The following is a 17234-nucleotide window of genomic DNA, read 5'->3' on the forward strand; positions in this document are numbered from 1 at the left end:
AGGGAGGAAGATCAATGAAAAAGAACGTTTTATTCGTATTTCTAATTTTAATGGTTATGGTTTTTACAACAGCTTGCTCAACTGCACAACCCTCGACCCAGACAAAGACTAATACATCAGCAGTGAAAGTTAGACTTGCCATTGATACAGCAGCAGGAGGCTCTTTTCAGTTCCGTGTGGCCAAAGACAAAGGTTTTTTTGAAAAATACGGTGTTAAGCCGGAAATTTCTAATTTTGCCTACGGAATTGATACTGTCAATGCTCTGCTGGTCAATCAAAGTGATACTGCCCTGGCAGCTGATTATGCGCTGATCAACTCTTTAGGCAAAGGAAATATGACTGTTGTCAGTTCCTTGACCCGCACCAATGAAAAATCGGCTACCCGAACTGTTCTTTATGCTAAAGACAATATTAGCAAACCTGAGGATTTAAAAGGAAAAAAACTCGGTGTACAAAAAGGAACAGTATACGAATACGTATGGGCCAAGTATCTGGAAAAAAATCATATAGCCGCAAGCGACATTAAATATGTACCGTTCAGTACGCCGGATGAAGCGATTGTCTCCTTACAAAAGGGTGACATGGATGCAGTATGGATCGGAGGCGCCCTAACCGCTAAATTTAATAAACTGAACGGAGTCAAACCACTAGGGACCGTGCTCGACTCAGGTGTAAACATTAGCTCCTACCTGTTATTGGATTCTTCTTTTGTAAAACAAAATCCGGATGCCGTGGCCTCGATTCTTAAAGCCCTGAATGACGGAATCCTCTATATCCCGGACCATGCTGATGAAACGGCCGACCTGGCGTTTAAAGAGCTGAAGCTGCCCAAGGACAGTGTTTTGGAAGACCTTAAATATACCAATTATACACTTGGGTTTTCACAGGAAGATTTCGACCATTTGCAGGATGTAAAAAAATGGTCAGAGGATCACGGGATATTGAAAGACAAGTATAACCTTAAAGACAAGATCAATACAGAACCCCTTCAGAAATCATTCCCCAACCTTTTGACCTATAAATCATAACAAAAGAAGGAGAGAACAGAACATGCCAGAGTCTTTCATCCCCTGCCCGATCCGGATCGAAAAAGTCGGAAAGACTTTTGACAACTCCCTTCAGGCAGAATCTCCTTACATTCTCCGGGGCGTTGATCTGGTCGTAAATACAGGAGAGTTCTTCATTCTGCTTGGACCAAGCGGCTGCGGAAAGTCAACATTGCTGAATTTAATCGCCGGTTTTATCAACCCAAGTGAAGGTATATTACGCCTTGGGGAGCAAAAAATCGAAAAACACGGCAAAGAGCGGGCGATGGTATTTCAAAATGCGGAATCTTCCCTGTTCCCCTGGCTTTCAGTCCGAGAGAATGTGGAATTTGGTCTGCGTATGAAGGGGATTCCCCATAAAGAAAGGCAGCGCATTTCTGACCAATATATCGGCATGGTCGGGCTTACCGGCCATGAGCATAAATTTCCTCAGGAACTATCCGGCGGAATGAAACAGCGGGTACAGTTGGCAAGGGTCCTCGCTAACGACCCCGCCATTCTATTAATGGATGAGCCGTTCGGCGCACTCGATGCCATGACTCGCCGGAGTATGCAGAAAGAACTTGTCCGCATTTGGCAGCAAACCGTTAAAACTATTGTTTTTGTCACCCATGATATCCAAGAAGCATTGTTACTAGGACAACGCATTGGAATCATGTCCTTGGGTCCAAATTCACGCATCACCGATATCTATGATGTTCCGCTGGCTTACCCTAGAGACGTTACGAAACCCCAGTTTAACGAACTCTATGAGATCATTGAACATCATTTTGAAGAGGGAGCGTGATGCAGGATGTCGCTTGTACGAAGAATGTTAAATTCAGGTCTGGCAACCTGGGTGATAATTCTGTTGCTTTGGCAGCTTCTGGCGATGAACTCCAATCCTGATTTTTTTCCAGGACCTTTATCGACCCTGCGGGGAATGGTTGAGCTATCCCAGGACGGCTCTTTGTTCCGGTATATAGGAATCAGTATGCTTCGAGTTTTGAAGGGTTGGGTGCTGGGCAGTGTGTTAGCTGTTCCAATCGGCCTTTTGATGGGCAGAAGTTCAATTTTACGGGTATTGATGGAACCGTTTCTCCATTTTATACGCTTTATTCCCCCGCTGGCTTTTATCACATTGTTTCTATTATGGTTCGGCATTGGGGAGACATCCAAAATGGTGTTGATTATGTATGCCACTTTATTCACCGTTATTTTAAACACCATGACAGGGGTACTCTCGGTAGAAGAAGACAAGCTCCGTTCAGCTCGATGCATGGGGGCATCGGAGCGTCAAATTATGCAGTATGTAATTATTCCGGCAACCATTCCTTACATTTTTACAGGCATCCGGCTGGCCATGAGTTCATCCTTCATGGCCATTATCGGAGCAGAGATGGTTGCTGCCAACGAGGGAATCGGTTTTATGATTTGGAGCTCCCGCTTGTATTTTAAGACAGATTGGATTTTCGTAGGCCTATTTTGCTTAGGGATCATGGGCTTTGTCACAGATCGGCTGCTCATTTGGTTGGGCAACTTGACTCTGTCGCGTTACGGAATAACCCGCGCTGCCTTTCGCGGTAAGCTGAAGTAATTTGCACTAGAAACTATTGCAAACGAAGGAACAGGTCCACCATTCTAAGTTAGAACGGTGGACCTGTTTTGAGAACCCGAAAGTATTAGCTATCCACAGCCTCTTGAAAATGCGGTTTTTGTGGACCATTAAAAGAAACCGCTTCCTCCATGGTGTAGACACCCTTATCCTTATCCATTAACCATTTTGCCGCATAAATAGCACCTTGTCCAAAGGCTGATCTGCTAATAGATTCGTGCGTAATTCGGATCGTTTGATCAGGAAGCCCGAAAACCAATTCATGTTTCCCGACGATACCTCCAACACGTATGGAATTCACATGAGTATCTTTATCAAGGCCTAGATGTTCGGCAATTCTCAATGCCGTCCCAGATACTCCCTTTTTATCTCTGAAATGCTCTTCGATAATCTCGATATCTGCGTGGGGAACAATTCTTTGAAGAACTTTAGATGCTTCAATCAAAAAGTTAATTCCTAAAGTTATATTGGGAGAATACAAAACTGCCGTTTGTTTACCTAATCTCGTTAATTGCTGCAGATGAAGCTCATCGTAGTCAGAGATGGCGGAGACAACACGTGTTCCGTACATAGCCGCTTTTTGATAAAAATCGACTGCACTTGCTGTGGAGAAATCAATAATAACATCCACCCTATGGAACGCAAAAAATGTATCAAAATCAGTATTTTCTGTAGAAAATAGCTTCCCCTCATCATGACTAAAGCCCAATAAATGGCTTGCATAACCTCCCATGTTTACAGATGACTTTCTCATGACCCAGCTTAATTCACAGTAATCATCTTTAATAATTTCCTGTGCGACCATAGATCCCGTTTTACCAAAACCGAATAACCCAACTTTCATTTTCATTCGACAAGATCACCCACTTTCATTAAGCTAAAGCACCAAGGATCGTTGGTATGCTGAAAAACCTATACTCCCAACCTCGAGTGACAACTTTATTATACCACTAAAGTTGTATGAATGTAAACTGGATTTTCTTCCAATTTTTTATATTTCTGTTTACGCCCATGATAAACAGACCGGGCGGCTTTCATAGGCCACCCGGTCTTTCCCTAACTATGAACATTTCATATTAAATAAAAAGTCCTCTAATTTATTTTATGATGTTTAAACTTATACCTATAACTAATAAGGATAGTAATTAAACACATTATGAGGATAAACCATAAATTCCTATGAAAAAGTTCGCCGATTCTTTCCCAGTCTTTACCCACGAATCGGCCGACAGAGATAAAAGTAATAACCCAACTCATTGCTCCTACTGAAGCAAAGGTCAAAAAGGTTAAAAAATTTAATCTGCTGATTCCCGCCATATAAGCACTAATGTGGCGAAAACCAGGCACAAAATAACCAAAGATTAATGAGAAGCCCTTATATTTATCAAACCAAACCTGAGCGGTATTAAGTCTGTCTGGGGTTAAATGCAGGAACTTACCAAAACGTTGCAGGAAGGGTAAACCAATTTTCCTTCCGATTAAAAAACTAATAGACATACCACTAATACTGCCTAGAAAGGCAATAAATATACTCAAAGCAAAGTTTAGATGACCTTCGGCCACGTAGAAACCTGTAAACGTCAAAATAGTTTCATCTGGAATAGGCAGGCCTAAAATACCCATCGCAAGGCTGAGGTAAAGGCCGTAATAACCATAAGTTGAGATTAAGGATAGTGCCGTTAATTTAAAAGTCAAAAAAAGAATCTCCCTGTAAAGTATTTAGTGTTATTTTTTATTTTCTCTCATGCTGTACTTTTTAATGCAACAGTATAGCTGACTTAGCTAATGATTCTACTCTTAAACATTTAACTCTTTGGCCTTACCCATGTCCCTCCAATTTCCTGAATAGCTACTTTCTCTGCTTGACCCTCGGAAGCTGATCTAAATCTTGCAATAGGTTCATCCATCGGTTCCTGGGATAACTTAAAGGTTCCCCAATGCATTGGCACCACCCAATTTGCATTCATTTCTTCGCTCATTTGCCATGCTTGTTCAGGAGTAGCATGTTTAGCCTCAAAGGATTTCGGAGAATAGGCGGCTATCCCCATAATAGCAAGATCAACATTAATATCCCGCAGTTGTTCACTGATTTTTGAGGTATAACCGGTATCCGCACCAAAAAAGATATTTACACCATTCTTTGATATCAACAAACTATTAGCATCCATTCCTTTTTGCCAGGGTAAACGGGCACCCCAATGCTGTCCTTCAATAGCTTTAATGGTAACTCCGGAAATACCTGTACTCTCCTGCCAGTGAAGTTCTTTAACGGATGCAAAGTTCATCCCTTCGAGTAAATAAGATGTATTCTTTGCTGTAATGATATGGGTCTGATTCGATTCCACCTTCTTGATCGTAGGCATATCAAAATGATCCGTATGTGCATGAGATAGTAAAACTAAATCTACCGACCCTAGATCATTCACTGTCAGTGCTGGCTCTACATACCTGCTTGGCCCTATAGTATAACTTCCTACTGGGGTTATCCCAATTCTTGTTTCTAAAGCTGGATCGATAAGAATTTTAGTCCCGTAAAAATTAATGAGAAACGCAGCATGACCTAACCATGCCACCGATACATCTTCATCCGACCATTTAAGAGGTTCAGGACAATTTTTTACCTTAGATATTGAATTTGTATCTTCATCATATTCCTTACTCATCACCTTCTCTATCGATGAAGCGTTAATTGCCCCAGCTAAAAAGAGAGTCCCCAACACGCCCATTCCTAAAAACCGCCTTCTGGTTAACATTTAATTCACCACAATCCTAAGAAACTACTGACAAAAGGCTTCGATTAAATCTGTCTCAATTTCATCTATCTTATCATAGACAGGTTCCAAACCTAATAGCTTCTTTAAAAATACTCGCTTCTGTTTTAAAACTCTTTCATACAAAAACGCCCGTGAAACTATACTATGATAATCGATAGTCCCACAGGTCATTATATCCTGCTGCCAGCCCTCTCATTCCCCATAACCGTAAGAAAGGTGCATTGCTTGCTCTCGTGTCAACACGTTTAGCTAACCAACTCCGCGAAAAACATAACCCGCTGCAGTAAGCACCGGACCCTGTTAACCTACAATTTTCACTGCATTTTCCTTTATCTGATTAACCAGTTAACAATCTGCTTTTGTTTCGAGCTATCAAAAAGCTTAAATGAAGATTCGTGAAAGGAAATTAAAATTTGCAGACATTAAGTTCACCTCGCTTATTCGAGATCCTTTTCCAACTTTCCTAATTTCTTAACACTTGGATTGTCCAATAGAGAACGTAACTGCTCAATTGCTATCGTGTTGAGCTTAATTAGACGTTCCCTCTGCGACAATCCCTGTTTGATAAATTCTGCATTTAGGCTCTCTAAATTAGCCATGACGATTAACTGCTGCAAGCTTGCATTATCTCTAACATTTCCGTCTAGATCTGGATTTTCCGTTCGCCAGTCTTTTGCTGTCTTTCCAAATAGAGCGACATTGAGCAGATCGGCTTCAGTTGCATAAGTAATCCCCTCATGCTTTTTCGATATGTTTTCTGGAACTAAATTTTTCTTAATAGCATCCGTATGTATTCTGTAATTAATTTTCGACAATGTTCGGTTTAGATTCCAATCCAAAGATAATCTGCTATTTTCATCTGCTTTTAAGCGTTGATAGTCTTTAATGATATATAGCTTAAATTCAGCAGATACCCAAGATGCAAACTCAAAGGCAATGTCTTTATGGGCAAATGTGCCGCCATATCTTCCGGATTTTGAGATGATGCCAATTGCATTTGTATTATTAATCCATTTTTGCGGAGATAGAACAAAAGCATTTGCTCCTGCCTGTTTTTTAAACCCCTCGAATTCGAGGGGGTTAAAATCGGGATTGTTTAGTTGCTCCCATAAACCCAAGAATTCTATAGTATCCCTGTTTCTCATCCAATTTTGTATTACTGCACTTGGTTCATATAAATTTTTACTGTTCTTATTATAATTCTATTTGGTGAATAATGTAAGAGTAAAGGACAGAGTCATTATTTCATCCGAAATGATGACTCTGTCCTTTACTTTATACTTAACTCCATTTAACTGGGCTGAAGAATATCGGCCTGTGCATTTTGTTGCCCGCTCAATCCCAATAAAATTCCGATGGCCGACATGGATACAAGAATAACTCAATGTCATATTTTGGTATATATGAATACATTGTATTACCCACTCGCAATTTAAGAAAGGTAAAAGGTAGCTGCTATGCCATTAGGTAAATTGAATTTGTTTGGCAATCAACAAAGTCCTCAAGGATTTACGCCCATGATAAACAGACCCGGCGGCTATCCCATGCCCCCCGGAGTTCCTCCAATGAATGGGGGAGGCCTTGGTGGAGGTATACCGTATAACAATGGAAGACAAGGGTATCCTGCACCAGGTTATCCGCCCCAAGGCTTTCTCCAACAACCCATGCAGAATCCCATGCTACCTGTTCGAAGTTATCCACCTCAAGGCTATCCCTTTCAACAGAACACTCCTCCGATCTACAACCAGGGGTACGGACAAATGCCTGTCCAACCGGCCTGGGAAAGACCGAAAAAAGGCGGTATAAAGGGTTTTATCGGCAATCTTATATCTAAAATCAAAAAGTAATTTTCTAACTTGAGCTGAACTCTGTATTACTATTATTTCAGGATTCAGCTCAACTGTCTTTCTCCTAATCCTGAAAACCTTTTTAATTGAAAATTTCATATACCCCAATAAGTACGAGCAATAATCCCGATAAAATCTGAGCCCATTTTTCAAAACGGTTTGATGAGGTTCGCCAGCCGGTCCAGTATCCCATGCTTATTGTGATCATGCTAAATAAAAAGACCGATAATGCAACCGGTCGCGCATCCATGCCCGTTAATCCGGCACCAACCCCTGTGGCAATACAATTTAGAGAGAGCGTCAATCCTAATGCAAAGGATTCCTTTGCAGAGATAAAACCATTGGCATCTTTATCCGCGGATGAAGGGTCTTTAATAATTTGGACTATGCAATGAAGCGGTTTAATCGGTAAAGAATAGGTTTTTGTTAATGGGACAGAAACCGGAACGGCAGCTGGTTCGGAAGAAGTTTTATTTAAACCGACCCATACCCCAATTACGATAATCAATAGTGCTCCAAGTATGTTAGCTAATCCTACAAAATGGCTGAGAATATGTCCTGCTGAAACGGAAAGAGCTACAATGATGCCCGATAGAGCGGCAATAAAGAAATTAGATACAAAAGGAATACGAATTTTTCGAATACCGTAGCTAACACCAATACCAAAGTTATCAAGGTTTGCAGCCAAGCCGATCATCAGTGCAGACAGAAAATGCATAAAAAACCTCCTCTGAATCCAAAGTTTTTATTATCATCACAATTTATTCAGTAAAGAGATTTTTTGTTTTATATTGGGAATATTTTCACATAGACAATCTCACAACCCCTTATTTATAATAGAGTTGTCTCATAAAATTTCTTTTAATTATCGAAAGGGGATATTTTATGACCAAGAAATTAGCTCTTTTATTTGCACTTTCAATCTTTTTCGTTCTTGGCTTTTCCTTAACTGCTCAAGCCTCTTTAGGGGATACCTTATTAAAGGTAGGATCAACAGGACCGGATGTAGTACAGTTGCAAACAGAGTTAAACTCTCTTGGTTATAATGTCGGTACGGCAGATGGAATTTTTGGTCTTAAAACGAAAGCAGGAGTCATTGCTTTTCAAAATGCGAAATTATTAAGTGCAGATGGAATCGTTGGACCAATTACAGCCAATGCCTTAAATTCAGCATATTCATTAAAATTACATACGAATAAGGCAAATGCAATTATTGACACTGCTAAAAAATATATCGGTGTTCCCTACCAATGGGGCGGAGAATCCCCTTCGACAGGATTTGATTGTTCGGGATTTGTTCAGTTCGTTTTTGCTCAAAACGGAATTACGCTTCCCAGAGTATCAGCAGAACAATTCAAGATGGGAACCTCAGTAGAATTAACTAAGATAGAACCGGGTGATCTCATCTTTTTCTCTTTCGCAAAGAATGGAACAGCAGACCATGTCGGTATTTATATTGGTGACAACCAGTTCATCAATGCTTCGAGTTCTAAGGGAGTTACCATTTATACTATCGGTCCCTACTGGACTTCGGTAGAAATTGGGGCTAAACGAGTTTTTTAATAAACATAAAAAATGAATTACCTTTCGGTATAAAATAAGTGTTAGCATAAAATAATATGGCTCCAATCTCACCAAGAGATTGGAGCCATTAAATTATTTAACTGCGTCTAATTCTATTCGTATTTCTTCCACATTTTTTGAACCCATCTCGGGCAGAAAATGCGTAATAATGCCTGAAAGAAGATAGCATAGGCTAGCAAGTATAAACATCATATCAAAACTGTTTTTTGCCAAAGGAGCCACAATAAATGACGGAATAAAACATGCTCCTGAAAGCTGCAAGGTCGCAATGAGTCCTCCTGCACTCCCTGCATAAGCCGGCCCAATCTCGGGAAGGAGCATGGGATACGACATAAGTAACGGAATGCATATACCCATAAAAAAGCCTAAAATAGCCAGGAGAATCCATGTGATAACCCCTGAGGAAATCCACGCAAAATACATGACTACAGCACCAAGTATAGAAATCGGGGCTAAGAAGGGCTTTATCTTTCCGATCCGTTCAGCACATAAAGGGCCCAATATACTGCCAAAGACCGTTCCAAAGGTAACAACAGAAGTCATGATACTTGCAGTTTGTGGATCTGCACCACGAGCCGTAATTAAGGCGTTGGCAAAATTGCCGCTAAAAACCATATTGCAGCCCATATAAAACATCAGCCCAAGACCCACAAGCCACACATTTTTACTTCTAGAAACTTCTCGTAAATACTGAGCCGCTGGCTTTTGCAGGTTTTCTGGAACATTCGAGGGTTTATCCTTAATGAACATAACCCAGAAGACTCCAATGATCAACATGATATAACCCGCTGTCTTATAAGCCATTATGGATGTAGGAAATAAAGTTGCTGTTGATAACCCAATCGTCATTCCCAATCCGTTTCCCGATAAAACAATTCCCATTGCCGTTCCCATCTGTTCACGTGAATACCAAGCCCCGATCAACTTTGCAATATTAGCGTTTAAAAGCGCAGGACATATCCCCGATAAAAACATGACCAAGAAAAAGGTTATAAAATCATGAGCAGCGTATCGAAAGTACATACCGAAGGTTGATACAGCAAAGCCGAAAGTCACAACTTTTTTAACCCCAAAGCGATCACCCAACATTCCCGAAAAAATGCTTAAAAATACCGCTCCCAACATTGGGGCTGAAAATACAATTGAAAACTGAGTCAGTGAAAGATTTAAATCAGGAATAATCTTAAATGCAAGCGCAGCAACTTGAAATTGGGCAGCTATACCCATCAAAATTGTTGCCCAAGCAATGGCTAAAATGACCCACCGATAGGAAGATTGTGTTGTTTTGTACGAAGCACTCATCGTCCTGCTCCTATTCCCAGGGGATTTTAAGGTATCCATTTAATCATAGCTGGATTGCTAATGATGCTTTATCCATGCAGCATTGGAGCTGTTTGATTTTCACACCTTTTTCTAACATAACAACTGCAGGTGCATTTGTTACCTCATACTTTTCTGCAAGGTTTTTCTTTGTGGCCATATCGACTTTTACTAATTTATATTCTTGACTATGCTCTTGACAAAGCTCTTCCATTAGAGCTGAAAACTCCAAGCTTTCTGTGTTTGAAGCATTAAAGAATACGAGCAGGACTTTTTTATCACTATTCATGATATTGTTCTGGAACGACTCGAGTTCTTCAATATAGCGCTCCGCCGCTACTGCTGCCACAGCCCCATCGCCTGCTGCTGAGACAACTTGTCTTAAATACTTCACACGATTATCGCCTACAGCATAAACTCCTGAAAGATTCGTCTCCATGAGATCATTGACGGGAATATAGCCTCTGTGATCCATCTCGATGCTGCTGTCTTTTAAAAAGTGAGTGGCTGGTATCATGCCGACAAAGAAGAATACGCCTTGACATTCCAGTGTTGAGGAAGTACCGGTTCTAAGGTTCTTGATTTTAACCCCTACCACATTCTCATCGCCTAAGACTTCCTCAATCGTAGAATTCCAGACGAATTCCATCTTTTCATTCTGAAATGCTTTTTCCGCACTGACTTTATTGCAATCTAAAACACCTTCATCATGCAGTACAATAACGGTAACTTTACGGGCAAACTTGGTGATAAACATTCCTTCTTCAATAGCCTGGTCTCCGCTGCCGACAACTACGACATCTTCCCCTTCAAAAAATTCAGCATCACAGGTAGCACAATAGGCAACACCATTTCCACGGAGCTCTTTTTCGCCAGGGATATTGAGAAGCCTTGGTTCATTCCCCGCAGCAATAATTACCGCTTTTGCAAAGAGTTCTTTCTTCTTTTTTGTCATTACCTTTTTCAGATCTTGAGAAAAATCGGTACTCACAACCTCATCTTTTAAAAATTCTACTCCAAAACTTTCGGCATGTTTTTTGAAATCACTCATGAGATCCGGACCGCTTACATTGATATATCCAGGATAATTCACGATCTCACGGGTGTTATCCACCATTCCGCCAATCGTTCCTTTGTTAATAATCAAGGTCTTAAGTTTTGCTCTTCCTCCATAGATACCTGCTGTAAGTCCGGCAGGCCCTCCACCAATAATGATCAAATCATAGGTGTTATCCATTTTCTCCGATAGTCCTCTCTCTTTAAATTTAAATTATCTCTTCAATTTTCTCTTGGACTTCCTCTTCTTCCACTTGACCGGAGAGCTTTCCTTGATATTCCCCATCCTTAAAAAAGAGAATTTGCGGAACTCCTTTAAGTGAAAACGACTGGTACAAGGGCTTATCCTCTTCCACATCTACATAGTAAAAACCAACTCTCCCAATATAAGTCGGTGCTAATTCTTCCAGCATCGGAACGACTTCTTTACAAACGTGACACGTTTTCCTTGAAAAAACAACGAGACACACTTCACCATTATCGTATATTTTTTCTTCAAAGCTTTTAGGGTTTAATTGAAGTAAGGACATATTATCGCCTCCACAAATTATGCTTTAATGACTACACCGGTTTCATAAAGTTTTTCTTCGGCAATTACCTTTACTTTATATTTGCCTGATAAGCCGGTTTTATTGATAAAGACATCGACATTGCGGGGATCAGACTTTTGGAAAGTTCCAACACACATCGCTTGGAAATTCTGAGCAACGGTATTAATGGGGTAGCGAATCATTTCTCCGGCTTCATCAACTAATACGAGTTGGGCCATCTCACCGGATTCAAAGATAGCATTAAAGGTGATGCGATCCTCTTCTTCAATAATTGAGGCTTCGTAATGTTTCGGGAGCAATTCAGCCGTTTCTTGTGCCTTGATCTTCATTTTTGTCTTTTGCATCTCAATGAGTTTTCCCAGATATTTTCCCTCACCGAGTTCCGCTGTTTCGTTCGCATAGTAGAGAGGAAGTTTCTCTGCACGGTAGCAATTGGCGGGCACTTGCAGCTCGTACATCAGCTTATCATCCTTGAGTTCACAGGTAATCGAGTTAAATGTATAGACATTATCCTTGAACTCAGGCCGCATGACTTTCATGACAGCCATTCCTTCACAGGTTTCACCATTCTCATAACCGATACCCCCGGAATGAACCATGTAATGTCCTTCATTGTAATATTCAACATTGCAGATATAGGGAGAGAAAAACTCAGCACCACGCTCTTTCCCGTATTGCCAGATTTGCTGGATGGTCATTTTATTTGTATCGATCCGGTATCTAATTCCACGGGAGTAATTATCTTTGTTGGGGAGATAGTGCTCTTTATTTTTGGAGCGGAAATGCCCGTTGTCAAAGAGCATGATATCTCCGTCCGGTAATACTACGCAGGCATGCTGCTCATATTGCCATTCGAAATTGTCACCCACAGGAGTGAAGAAGTATTTATCGACCATTTCTTGCGGCCAGCCTTCCGGATCGCCGAGGACCCAGTTGAGCTTTCCAGTCTCATAATCAAGATTGATCACAGCATCCTGATGGCGGCCGGAGAAGGTCAGGCTATTCGTCTTTTTGTCATACCAAACTGCATTGTTATGGAACCAGTCATGCTCATCCTGGCTGCCCGAACCGGCTGCATCCTGAGGCAGAACGGTTTTGTAATCCCAGGATTTTAATATTTCTCCGGTTTCTGAGTTAATAAGCACACACACATCCTCAACTGTACCTGAATAAAAATCAAAGGTTTGTACAAGGATATTGCCGTCTTCCATGACAAACTGATCATGATGGTAACCGCTGGGCAGGACAAACTCTTTCAAGATTTTACCGCTGAAAGCCATTTCATAAAGACCTGTTGTGAAATAAGGCAGTTTGACTAAACGTTCAGTTCCAATAAGGATATGGCCGTTTGGCATACGCTTGAGGTCAAATGCAAAGTTCTTATTCGCATACCAGCGAACATCTCCGGCATAATCGTAACCGACAGGCATAGCACGCATGGCCGCAGTCAGGAACATTATATTGTTTCCCATATATTCTGATGTTGTTTTGATTGAGGCTGCCAGTGGAACGTCAGGGTGTAAAGCTTCCGTTTGGATTTTAACCGTATTTTTCTGTCCGTTTGCCATAATGATATCCACAGTATTTTCGTAATCCGCATAAAGGCCATAAATCGGCAAGATATGCTTTTTGCCTGCCGGAAAGGTATGTCTGATATCTCCAGCATGTTCTTTTCCTCTGACAACAATGGTCGCTTCTGTATCAACCGGAGTTTCAAATAATATCATGGCCGTAAGGGGAGCAATCAAATAAGGATTTAACTTGACAAGTGGGTTGTCTATCGTATAATTTCCCGCTTCAAGCTCTGCCATAAAGGCTTTTTCAGCTTCATTTTGTTGAGTAAGAATGTGTGCGATCTTTTCATATTTGATCTGTTCTTCCATTTTTCTCTCCTCTTTCTTTATATTAAATTTTGTGATAATCTTCTCAATTACAATTTTAAAGGCTTTAATTTCACATGACAAACATATATAAGTTTCATTGCTCCACAACTATTTCTTGTACTGACGAATTACCTGCAATAATTGGATGCCTGTGTTATTGCTTCCTTATGTTATAATGAGCACAAGTATAGAATTAATTAACCCATACTAGGAGGTTCTCCTATGCGGATTGATCATCTAAAGTACCTTATCGTTGTTACGGAGGCTGGTTCCATCAGTCATGCTGCCGAACAGTTATACATTTCTCAACAAGGCCTAAGCCAAGCCATCAGACAGCTCGAAAAACAGCTTGGAGTTACTTTACTTAACCGAACCGGCAACAAAATTTATCTGTCTGAAACGGGTATGAAAATTGCCGAAAAAGCGAAGGAACTCCTTGTTAAGTACGATGAAATAATGAAAATTGCGAAAATCTCAAGTGAAAATCTTGATGATGCAACTCATAGCCATAAAATAACCTTGCTTACAACTCCTTTCCTCGCAGGTACCTTGTTACCTGATTTAGTTTGCAAATTTTCGCAGAAACACCCCAATATAAATCTGATGATTGACGAAAAAATCCCTCCAGAAATCCTTAAGATAATTAAAGAAGATCAGGAAGCAATTGGACTTTTCAGCATCATGAGCGACAAGCTAAACTTAAAGGAATTTTCTGATTCCCAGATAAACTTTGAGCCCTTCTATAAATGCCAACAATTCGCATGTGTCACCAAAAGTTCACCCTTAGCTCAACAGAAATCGATTACTCTTTCTGAGCTAGCTCAATACCCTCTAGCAATACTTGATATTGGGCAAAATGCAAAACAAATTTTAACTTCACTCGAGCCCTTTGGAAAATTCAACATTATGTTGAGAACTGGGAACAATAAGCTTTATCGAGAAACGATTGCAAGCGGCTTAGCTGTCGGATTCACGAATACCTTTGCTGAGTTCTTTGAAAAAAAGGACTCTGTAATCACTATCCCGATTGAAAATACTCCTCCCTTTATTTTAGGATGGGCGTATTCAACGAACAGCTCTCGCACGGAATTTCAAAACGAGTTTATTCACGACCTTATTCGTTATGTAAAACGATTAAAAACGAACGCTTAATATTATGGCTAATAACTTCAAGAAAAATTAAGAGGCTCTTATTCATTGTGTAATACTCTGAATAAGGGCCTCATTACTTAATAGATCTTAATCAATTTCTTCTAAGGATTTTCCGCCTGTACGCTCTCCAAAGAAGAGGACAACAACAGCACCCAAAATGTATAATCCTCCAAGTCCTAAGAATAAACCTTTAAAACCTACACCTACCATAATAAGCGGGATAAGCAGCTGTGATCCAGACACTGCAAAACGCTGTGACGCATTGATAAAGCCTACGGAGGTATTTCTCATCTTAGTCGGATAATGTTCAGCAACATAAGCCATGTTAATAAAGCCAACTCCCATGATACATGCATTGATAAGGAAGGCAACAATCATGACTGTGACATACACATTTCCTAAGGTAGCAAATACTATGGTCAAAGCGGCAAGAATCAACGAGCCTATACCAATTGGAATCTTCCGGCCTCCTTTGTCTGAAAAGAAAGAGGAAAGGAATAATCCGACAGGCCCACCGAGCATAAATGCAGTTCCAACAGTCAGGCTCTGTGCAAGTGTAAATCCTTTTCCAACGAGAAGGGTTGGCATCCATACTGAGGTTGCGAAAGTACCCACTCCGCAAGGAATGAACAATAAGAGCAATACAAGAGTTCTTTTTAAATACTTTCCAGTAAACATCCCAACTAACTGCTCAACGGTACTCGCCTTTTTAGGAACCTGTTTTGCCACTTCACTTAAGTCAACTGCAACACCGGTAAGATCTTCAACGACTTTCTCAGCTTCTGCTACTCTTCCCTTGGAAACAAGCCAACGCGGAGATTCTTTTAAATATTTGAGTCCGAGGAAGAATCCGATAAAACCAATACCACCGATATAGAAGATAATCCGCCAAGCTTCTGGAGACATAGGAATAATCGCTCTGGAAATGAAGCCAATTACAGGCATTGCACAGAAACCGCCCGCAGCCGTAAGACTTTGCCATTTACCACGGCTTTCTCCAGGGGTCATCTCAGCAATATAAGCAATAGATACAACCATCATGCAGAAAATTCCAAAGCCGGTAAGTGCTCTTGAAATCATAAATACTGTAAAACTGTTTGTTAATCCATTAAGAACTGACATAGATGAAAAGATAAGTATTGCAGCCAAGAAGGTTTTACGCCTTCCGATTATGTCAGAAATAACTCCGCCGGTTAATCCGCCTAAGGTCATTCCCAAGAAGTATAAGGAAGTAATCTGAGCAATTTGGGGTTTCTGCAAGCCCCAAGACGCCATTAACGCCGGAGAAATAAAGGAAAAGTTATTGTTATCAAGTTGTTCAAAGAAGTAAGCCATAACAATAATTACATATAAGAACACTTGAGTTTTTGAAACTGGCAGGCCATCAAAATAATTGTTCAATCTTTTCTTAGAGGTGCTATTATCCATGGAAGGGGTGACTTCTTTACCCGGTACGTTAATTTCAGCACTCATTTATCCACGTCCTCTCCAATAATTGGATACACTCTTTCCAAAAATCCAACACTTTTCTCTACATACCCTTTGCTTTGAATAGCCTTTCACCGTTTGATTTCAAATGTCTCCCGGGCAACATTTGAGAATTAACGTGCGAGTTATAATGGTGAATGTGCTTTCTAGTACAATAATAACGACTCTTTATCTTCTTTTCCAACAGCTTTCTATTTTACTTCACTCCAAGTATTTGTTGTACTTATTTTTAATATAACTTTTACTTATAGAACAAATGCATAACCTTGCTCTCTTGAATAAGAAATGATTCTCAGCCAAACTTTGCTTAAGTCTCTAGGAAATCAGAGGAATCGATGGTATAAAGAAGTTAGTGTTTTAAAAACTACTTATAGAAAGGAGTGCTCTCCATGCAGAATCGTACAAGAAACGATAAGGGTGCTGATGATCATCCGTATATAAAAGACTACACTAAACGGATTATTGATGAATATGAGAGCAGCATTACCAAACATTTAAATGAGGAATACATTAGAAATACTAAATGGGCAGACCGTTTAGCAGACAAGATCGCTGCCTTCGGCGGAAGTTGGCGTTTTATAATGATATTTGGACTATTTTTGACGGCGTGGATTACGTGGAATACAGTTTCGGGCACTCTGCATTTTGATCCCAAACCATTCATACTTCTAAATCTAGTTCTCTCTTTTATTGCTGCTTTTCAGGCACCCATCATAATGATGAGTCAAAATAGGCAAGAAGCTCGTGATAAACATGAGTCTTTGATTGACTTTGCCATAAACTATAAAGCCGAGATTGAAATCAATGATATACAGGGCCATTTACACCGAATGGAAAACGATATAACTGAACTAAAAAAGCTGCTTTTAAACCTCAAATAAGAAATGAGAAATTATAAAGCCAGGGGTTCAAAGTTTCCGCCTATCATCTCTTCCGTGC

At 40.3% G+C, this 17234-nt stretch carries 17 protein-coding genes; 7 read left to right on the top strand and 10 right to left on the bottom strand.

What is annotated here, in order from left to right; translation table 11 throughout:
- The first annotated feature begins 14 nt into the window (after positions 1 to 14).
- From ACHOLT_RS00555 to ACHOLT_RS00565, 3 genes are read left to right on the top strand one after another with little or no spacing between them, the layout of a single operon-like run.
- The gene (locus ACHOLT_RS00555) at positions 15 to 1028 is read left to right on the top strand and encodes an ABC transporter substrate-binding protein (RefSeq protein ID WP_425804985.1); all 1014 of its coding nucleotides are present in this window, start codon (positions 15 to 17) and stop codon (positions 1026 to 1028) included.
- A gap of 22 nt (positions 1029 to 1050) precedes the next feature.
- Positions 1051 to 1833 (top strand): ABC transporter ATP-binding protein, encoded by a 783-nt coding sequence (locus ACHOLT_RS00560; RefSeq protein WP_425804987.1) that lies wholly within the window; start codon positions 1051 to 1053, stop codon positions 1831 to 1833.
- A 6-nt stretch (positions 1834 to 1839) separates the two neighbouring features.
- Positions 1840 to 2622: an ABC transporter permease gene (locus ACHOLT_RS00565; protein ID WP_425804990.1), complete on the top strand. Its 783-nt coding sequence runs from the start codon at positions 1840 to 1842 to the stop codon at positions 2620 to 2622.
- Positions 2623 to 2707: 85 nt separating this feature from the next.
- Here the strand turns inward: ACHOLT_RS00565 and ACHOLT_RS00570 are convergent, their stop codons facing one another.
- From ACHOLT_RS00570 to ACHOLT_RS00585, 4 genes are all read right to left on the bottom strand, one after another.
- Entirely contained in the window at positions 2708 to 3490 is a 783-nt protein-coding gene (locus ACHOLT_RS00570; RefSeq protein WP_425804992.1) for a 4-hydroxy-tetrahydrodipicolinate reductase, read from the bottom strand.
- Between the two features lie 242 nt (positions 3491 to 3732).
- Positions 3733 to 4335: a DedA family protein gene (locus tag ACHOLT_RS00575; protein WP_425804994.1), complete on the bottom strand. Its 603-nt coding sequence runs from the start codon at positions 4333 to 4335 to the stop codon at positions 3733 to 3735.
- Positions 4336 to 4445: 110 nt separating this feature from the next.
- Positions 4446 to 5366: an MBL fold metallo-hydrolase gene (locus ACHOLT_RS00580; protein ID WP_425804997.1), complete on the bottom strand. Its 921-nt coding sequence runs from the start codon at positions 5364 to 5366 to the stop codon at positions 4446 to 4448.
- A 485-nt stretch (positions 5367 to 5851) separates the two neighbouring features.
- Positions 5852 to 6571, bottom strand: a complete 720-nt coding sequence (locus ACHOLT_RS00585; RefSeq protein ID WP_425808218.1) for a KilA-N domain-containing protein — start codon at positions 6569 to 6571, stop codon at positions 5852 to 5854.
- A 300-nt stretch (positions 6572 to 6871) separates the two neighbouring features.
- Here ACHOLT_RS00585 and ACHOLT_RS00590 point away from each other — a divergent pair, with 300 nt between their 5' ends.
- A complete protein-coding gene (locus ACHOLT_RS00590) occupies positions 6872 to 7261 on the top strand; it encodes a hypothetical protein (protein WP_425804999.1) in 390 nt (129 codons plus the stop codon).
- 82 nt (positions 7262 to 7343) lie between these two features.
- Here the strand turns inward: ACHOLT_RS00590 and ytaF are convergent, their stop codons facing one another.
- Positions 7344 to 7979: a sporulation membrane protein YtaF gene (ytaF, locus tag ACHOLT_RS00595; RefSeq protein ID WP_425805001.1), complete on the bottom strand. Its 636-nt coding sequence runs from the start codon at positions 7977 to 7979 to the stop codon at positions 7344 to 7346.
- Positions 7980 to 8146: 167 nt separating this feature from the next.
- Between ytaF and ACHOLT_RS00600 the strand changes: the two genes are divergently transcribed.
- Positions 8147 to 8824, top strand: a complete 678-nt coding sequence (locus ACHOLT_RS00600; protein WP_425805003.1) for an NlpC/P60 family protein — start codon at positions 8147 to 8149, stop codon at positions 8822 to 8824.
- Positions 8825 to 8917: 93 nt separating this feature from the next.
- Here ACHOLT_RS00600 and ACHOLT_RS00605 read toward each other — a convergent pair whose 3' ends face one another.
- From ACHOLT_RS00605 to ACHOLT_RS00620, 4 genes are read right to left on the bottom strand one after another with little or no spacing between them, the layout of a single operon-like run.
- Positions 8918 to 10147 carry an MFS transporter gene (locus ACHOLT_RS00605; RefSeq protein ID WP_425805005.1) on the bottom strand — a complete coding sequence of 410 codons (1230 nt, stop codon included), beginning with the start codon at positions 10145 to 10147 and terminating at the stop codon, positions 8918 to 8920.
- Positions 10148 to 10190: 43 nt separating this feature from the next.
- Entirely contained in the window at positions 10191 to 11402 is a 1212-nt protein-coding gene (locus tag ACHOLT_RS00610) for an FAD-dependent oxidoreductase (protein WP_425805008.1), read from the bottom strand.
- Positions 11403 to 11430: 28 nt separating this feature from the next.
- Positions 11431 to 11751 carry a thioredoxin family protein gene (locus tag ACHOLT_RS00615; protein WP_425805010.1) on the bottom strand — a complete coding sequence of 107 codons (321 nt, stop codon included), beginning with the start codon at positions 11749 to 11751 and terminating at the stop codon, positions 11431 to 11433.
- Between the two features lie 17 nt (positions 11752 to 11768).
- Positions 11769 to 13655, bottom strand: coding sequence for an aryl-sulfate sulfotransferase (locus tag ACHOLT_RS00620; RefSeq protein ID WP_425805012.1), 1887 nt, complete (start codon positions 13653 to 13655; stop codon positions 11769 to 11771).
- A gap of 222 nt (positions 13656 to 13877) precedes the next feature.
- Here ACHOLT_RS00620 and ACHOLT_RS00625 point away from each other — a divergent pair, with 222 nt between their 5' ends.
- Positions 13878 to 14807, top strand: a complete 930-nt coding sequence (locus ACHOLT_RS00625) for a LysR family transcriptional regulator (RefSeq protein WP_425805015.1) — start codon at positions 13878 to 13880, stop codon at positions 14805 to 14807.
- A gap of 87 nt (positions 14808 to 14894) precedes the next feature.
- Here ACHOLT_RS00625 and ACHOLT_RS00630 read toward each other — a convergent pair whose 3' ends face one another.
- Positions 14895 to 16280, bottom strand: coding sequence for an MFS transporter (locus ACHOLT_RS00630; protein ID WP_425805017.1), 1386 nt, complete (start codon positions 16278 to 16280; stop codon positions 14895 to 14897).
- A gap of 404 nt (positions 16281 to 16684) precedes the next feature.
- Between ACHOLT_RS00630 and ACHOLT_RS00635 the strand changes: the two genes are divergently transcribed.
- Positions 16685 to 17176: a DUF1003 domain-containing protein gene (locus tag ACHOLT_RS00635; protein ID WP_425805020.1), complete on the top strand. Its 492-nt coding sequence runs from the start codon at positions 16685 to 16687 to the stop codon at positions 17174 to 17176.
- Positions 17177 to 17234: the final 58 nt, after the last annotated feature.

The sequence above is a fragment of the Desulfitobacterium nosdiversum genome (assembly GCF_049860565.1).
Lineage (GTDB): Bacteria > Bacillota > Desulfitobacteriia > Desulfitobacteriales > Desulfitobacteriaceae > Desulfitobacterium_A > Desulfitobacterium_A nosdiversum.

What these genes read in the sequence shown, in the direction of transcription:
- ACHOLT_RS00555 (WP_425804985.1), top strand. Translation starts at nt 15, where the DNA reads ATGAAAAAGAACGTTTTATTCGTATTTCTAATTTTAATGGTTATGGTT.
- ACHOLT_RS00560 (WP_425804987.1), top strand. Translation starts at nt 1,051, where the DNA reads ATGCCAGAGTCTTTCATCCCCTGCCCGATCCGGATCGAAAAAGTCGGA.
- ACHOLT_RS00565 (WP_425804990.1), top strand. Translation starts at nt 1,840, where the DNA reads ATGTCGCTTGTACGAAGAATGTTAAATTCAGGTCTGGCAACCTGGGTG.
- ACHOLT_RS00570 (WP_425804992.1), bottom strand. Translation starts at nt 3,490, where the DNA reads ATGAAAATGAAAGTTGGGTTATTCGGTTTTGGTAAAACGGGATCTATG.
- ACHOLT_RS00580 (WP_425804997.1), bottom strand. Translation starts at nt 5,366, where the DNA reads ATGGGCGTGTTGGGGACTCTCTTTTTAGCTGGGGCAATTAACGCTTCA.
- ACHOLT_RS00590 (WP_425804999.1), top strand. Translation starts at nt 6,872, where the DNA reads ATGCCATTAGGTAAATTGAATTTGTTTGGCAATCAACAAAGTCCTCAA.
- ytaF (WP_425805001.1), bottom strand. Translation starts at nt 7,979, where the DNA reads ATGCATTTTCTGTCTGCACTGATGATCGGCTTGGCTGCAAACCTTGAT.
- ACHOLT_RS00600 (WP_425805003.1), top strand. Translation starts at nt 8,147, where the DNA reads ATGACCAAGAAATTAGCTCTTTTATTTGCACTTTCAATCTTTTTCGTT.
- ACHOLT_RS00605 (WP_425805005.1), bottom strand. Translation starts at nt 10,147, where the DNA reads ATGAGTGCTTCGTACAAAACAACACAATCTTCCTATCGGTGGGTCATT.
- ACHOLT_RS00610 (WP_425805008.1), bottom strand. Translation starts at nt 11,402, where the DNA reads ATGGATAACACCTATGATTTGATCATTATTGGTGGAGGGCCTGCCGGA.
- ACHOLT_RS00615 (WP_425805010.1), bottom strand. Translation starts at nt 11,751, where the DNA reads ATGTCCTTACTTCAATTAAACCCTAAAAGCTTTGAAGAAAAAATATAC.
- ACHOLT_RS00620 (WP_425805012.1), bottom strand. Translation starts at nt 13,655, where the DNA reads ATGGAAGAACAGATCAAATATGAAAAGATCGCACACATTCTTACTCAA.
- ACHOLT_RS00625 (WP_425805015.1), top strand. Translation starts at nt 13,878, where the DNA reads ATGCGGATTGATCATCTAAAGTACCTTATCGTTGTTACGGAGGCTGGT.
- ACHOLT_RS00630 (WP_425805017.1), bottom strand. Translation starts at nt 16,280, where the DNA reads ATGAGTGCTGAAATTAACGTACCGGGTAAAGAAGTCACCCCTTCCATG.
- ACHOLT_RS00635 (WP_425805020.1), top strand. Translation starts at nt 16,685, where the DNA reads ATGCAGAATCGTACAAGAAACGATAAGGGTGCTGATGATCATCCGTAT.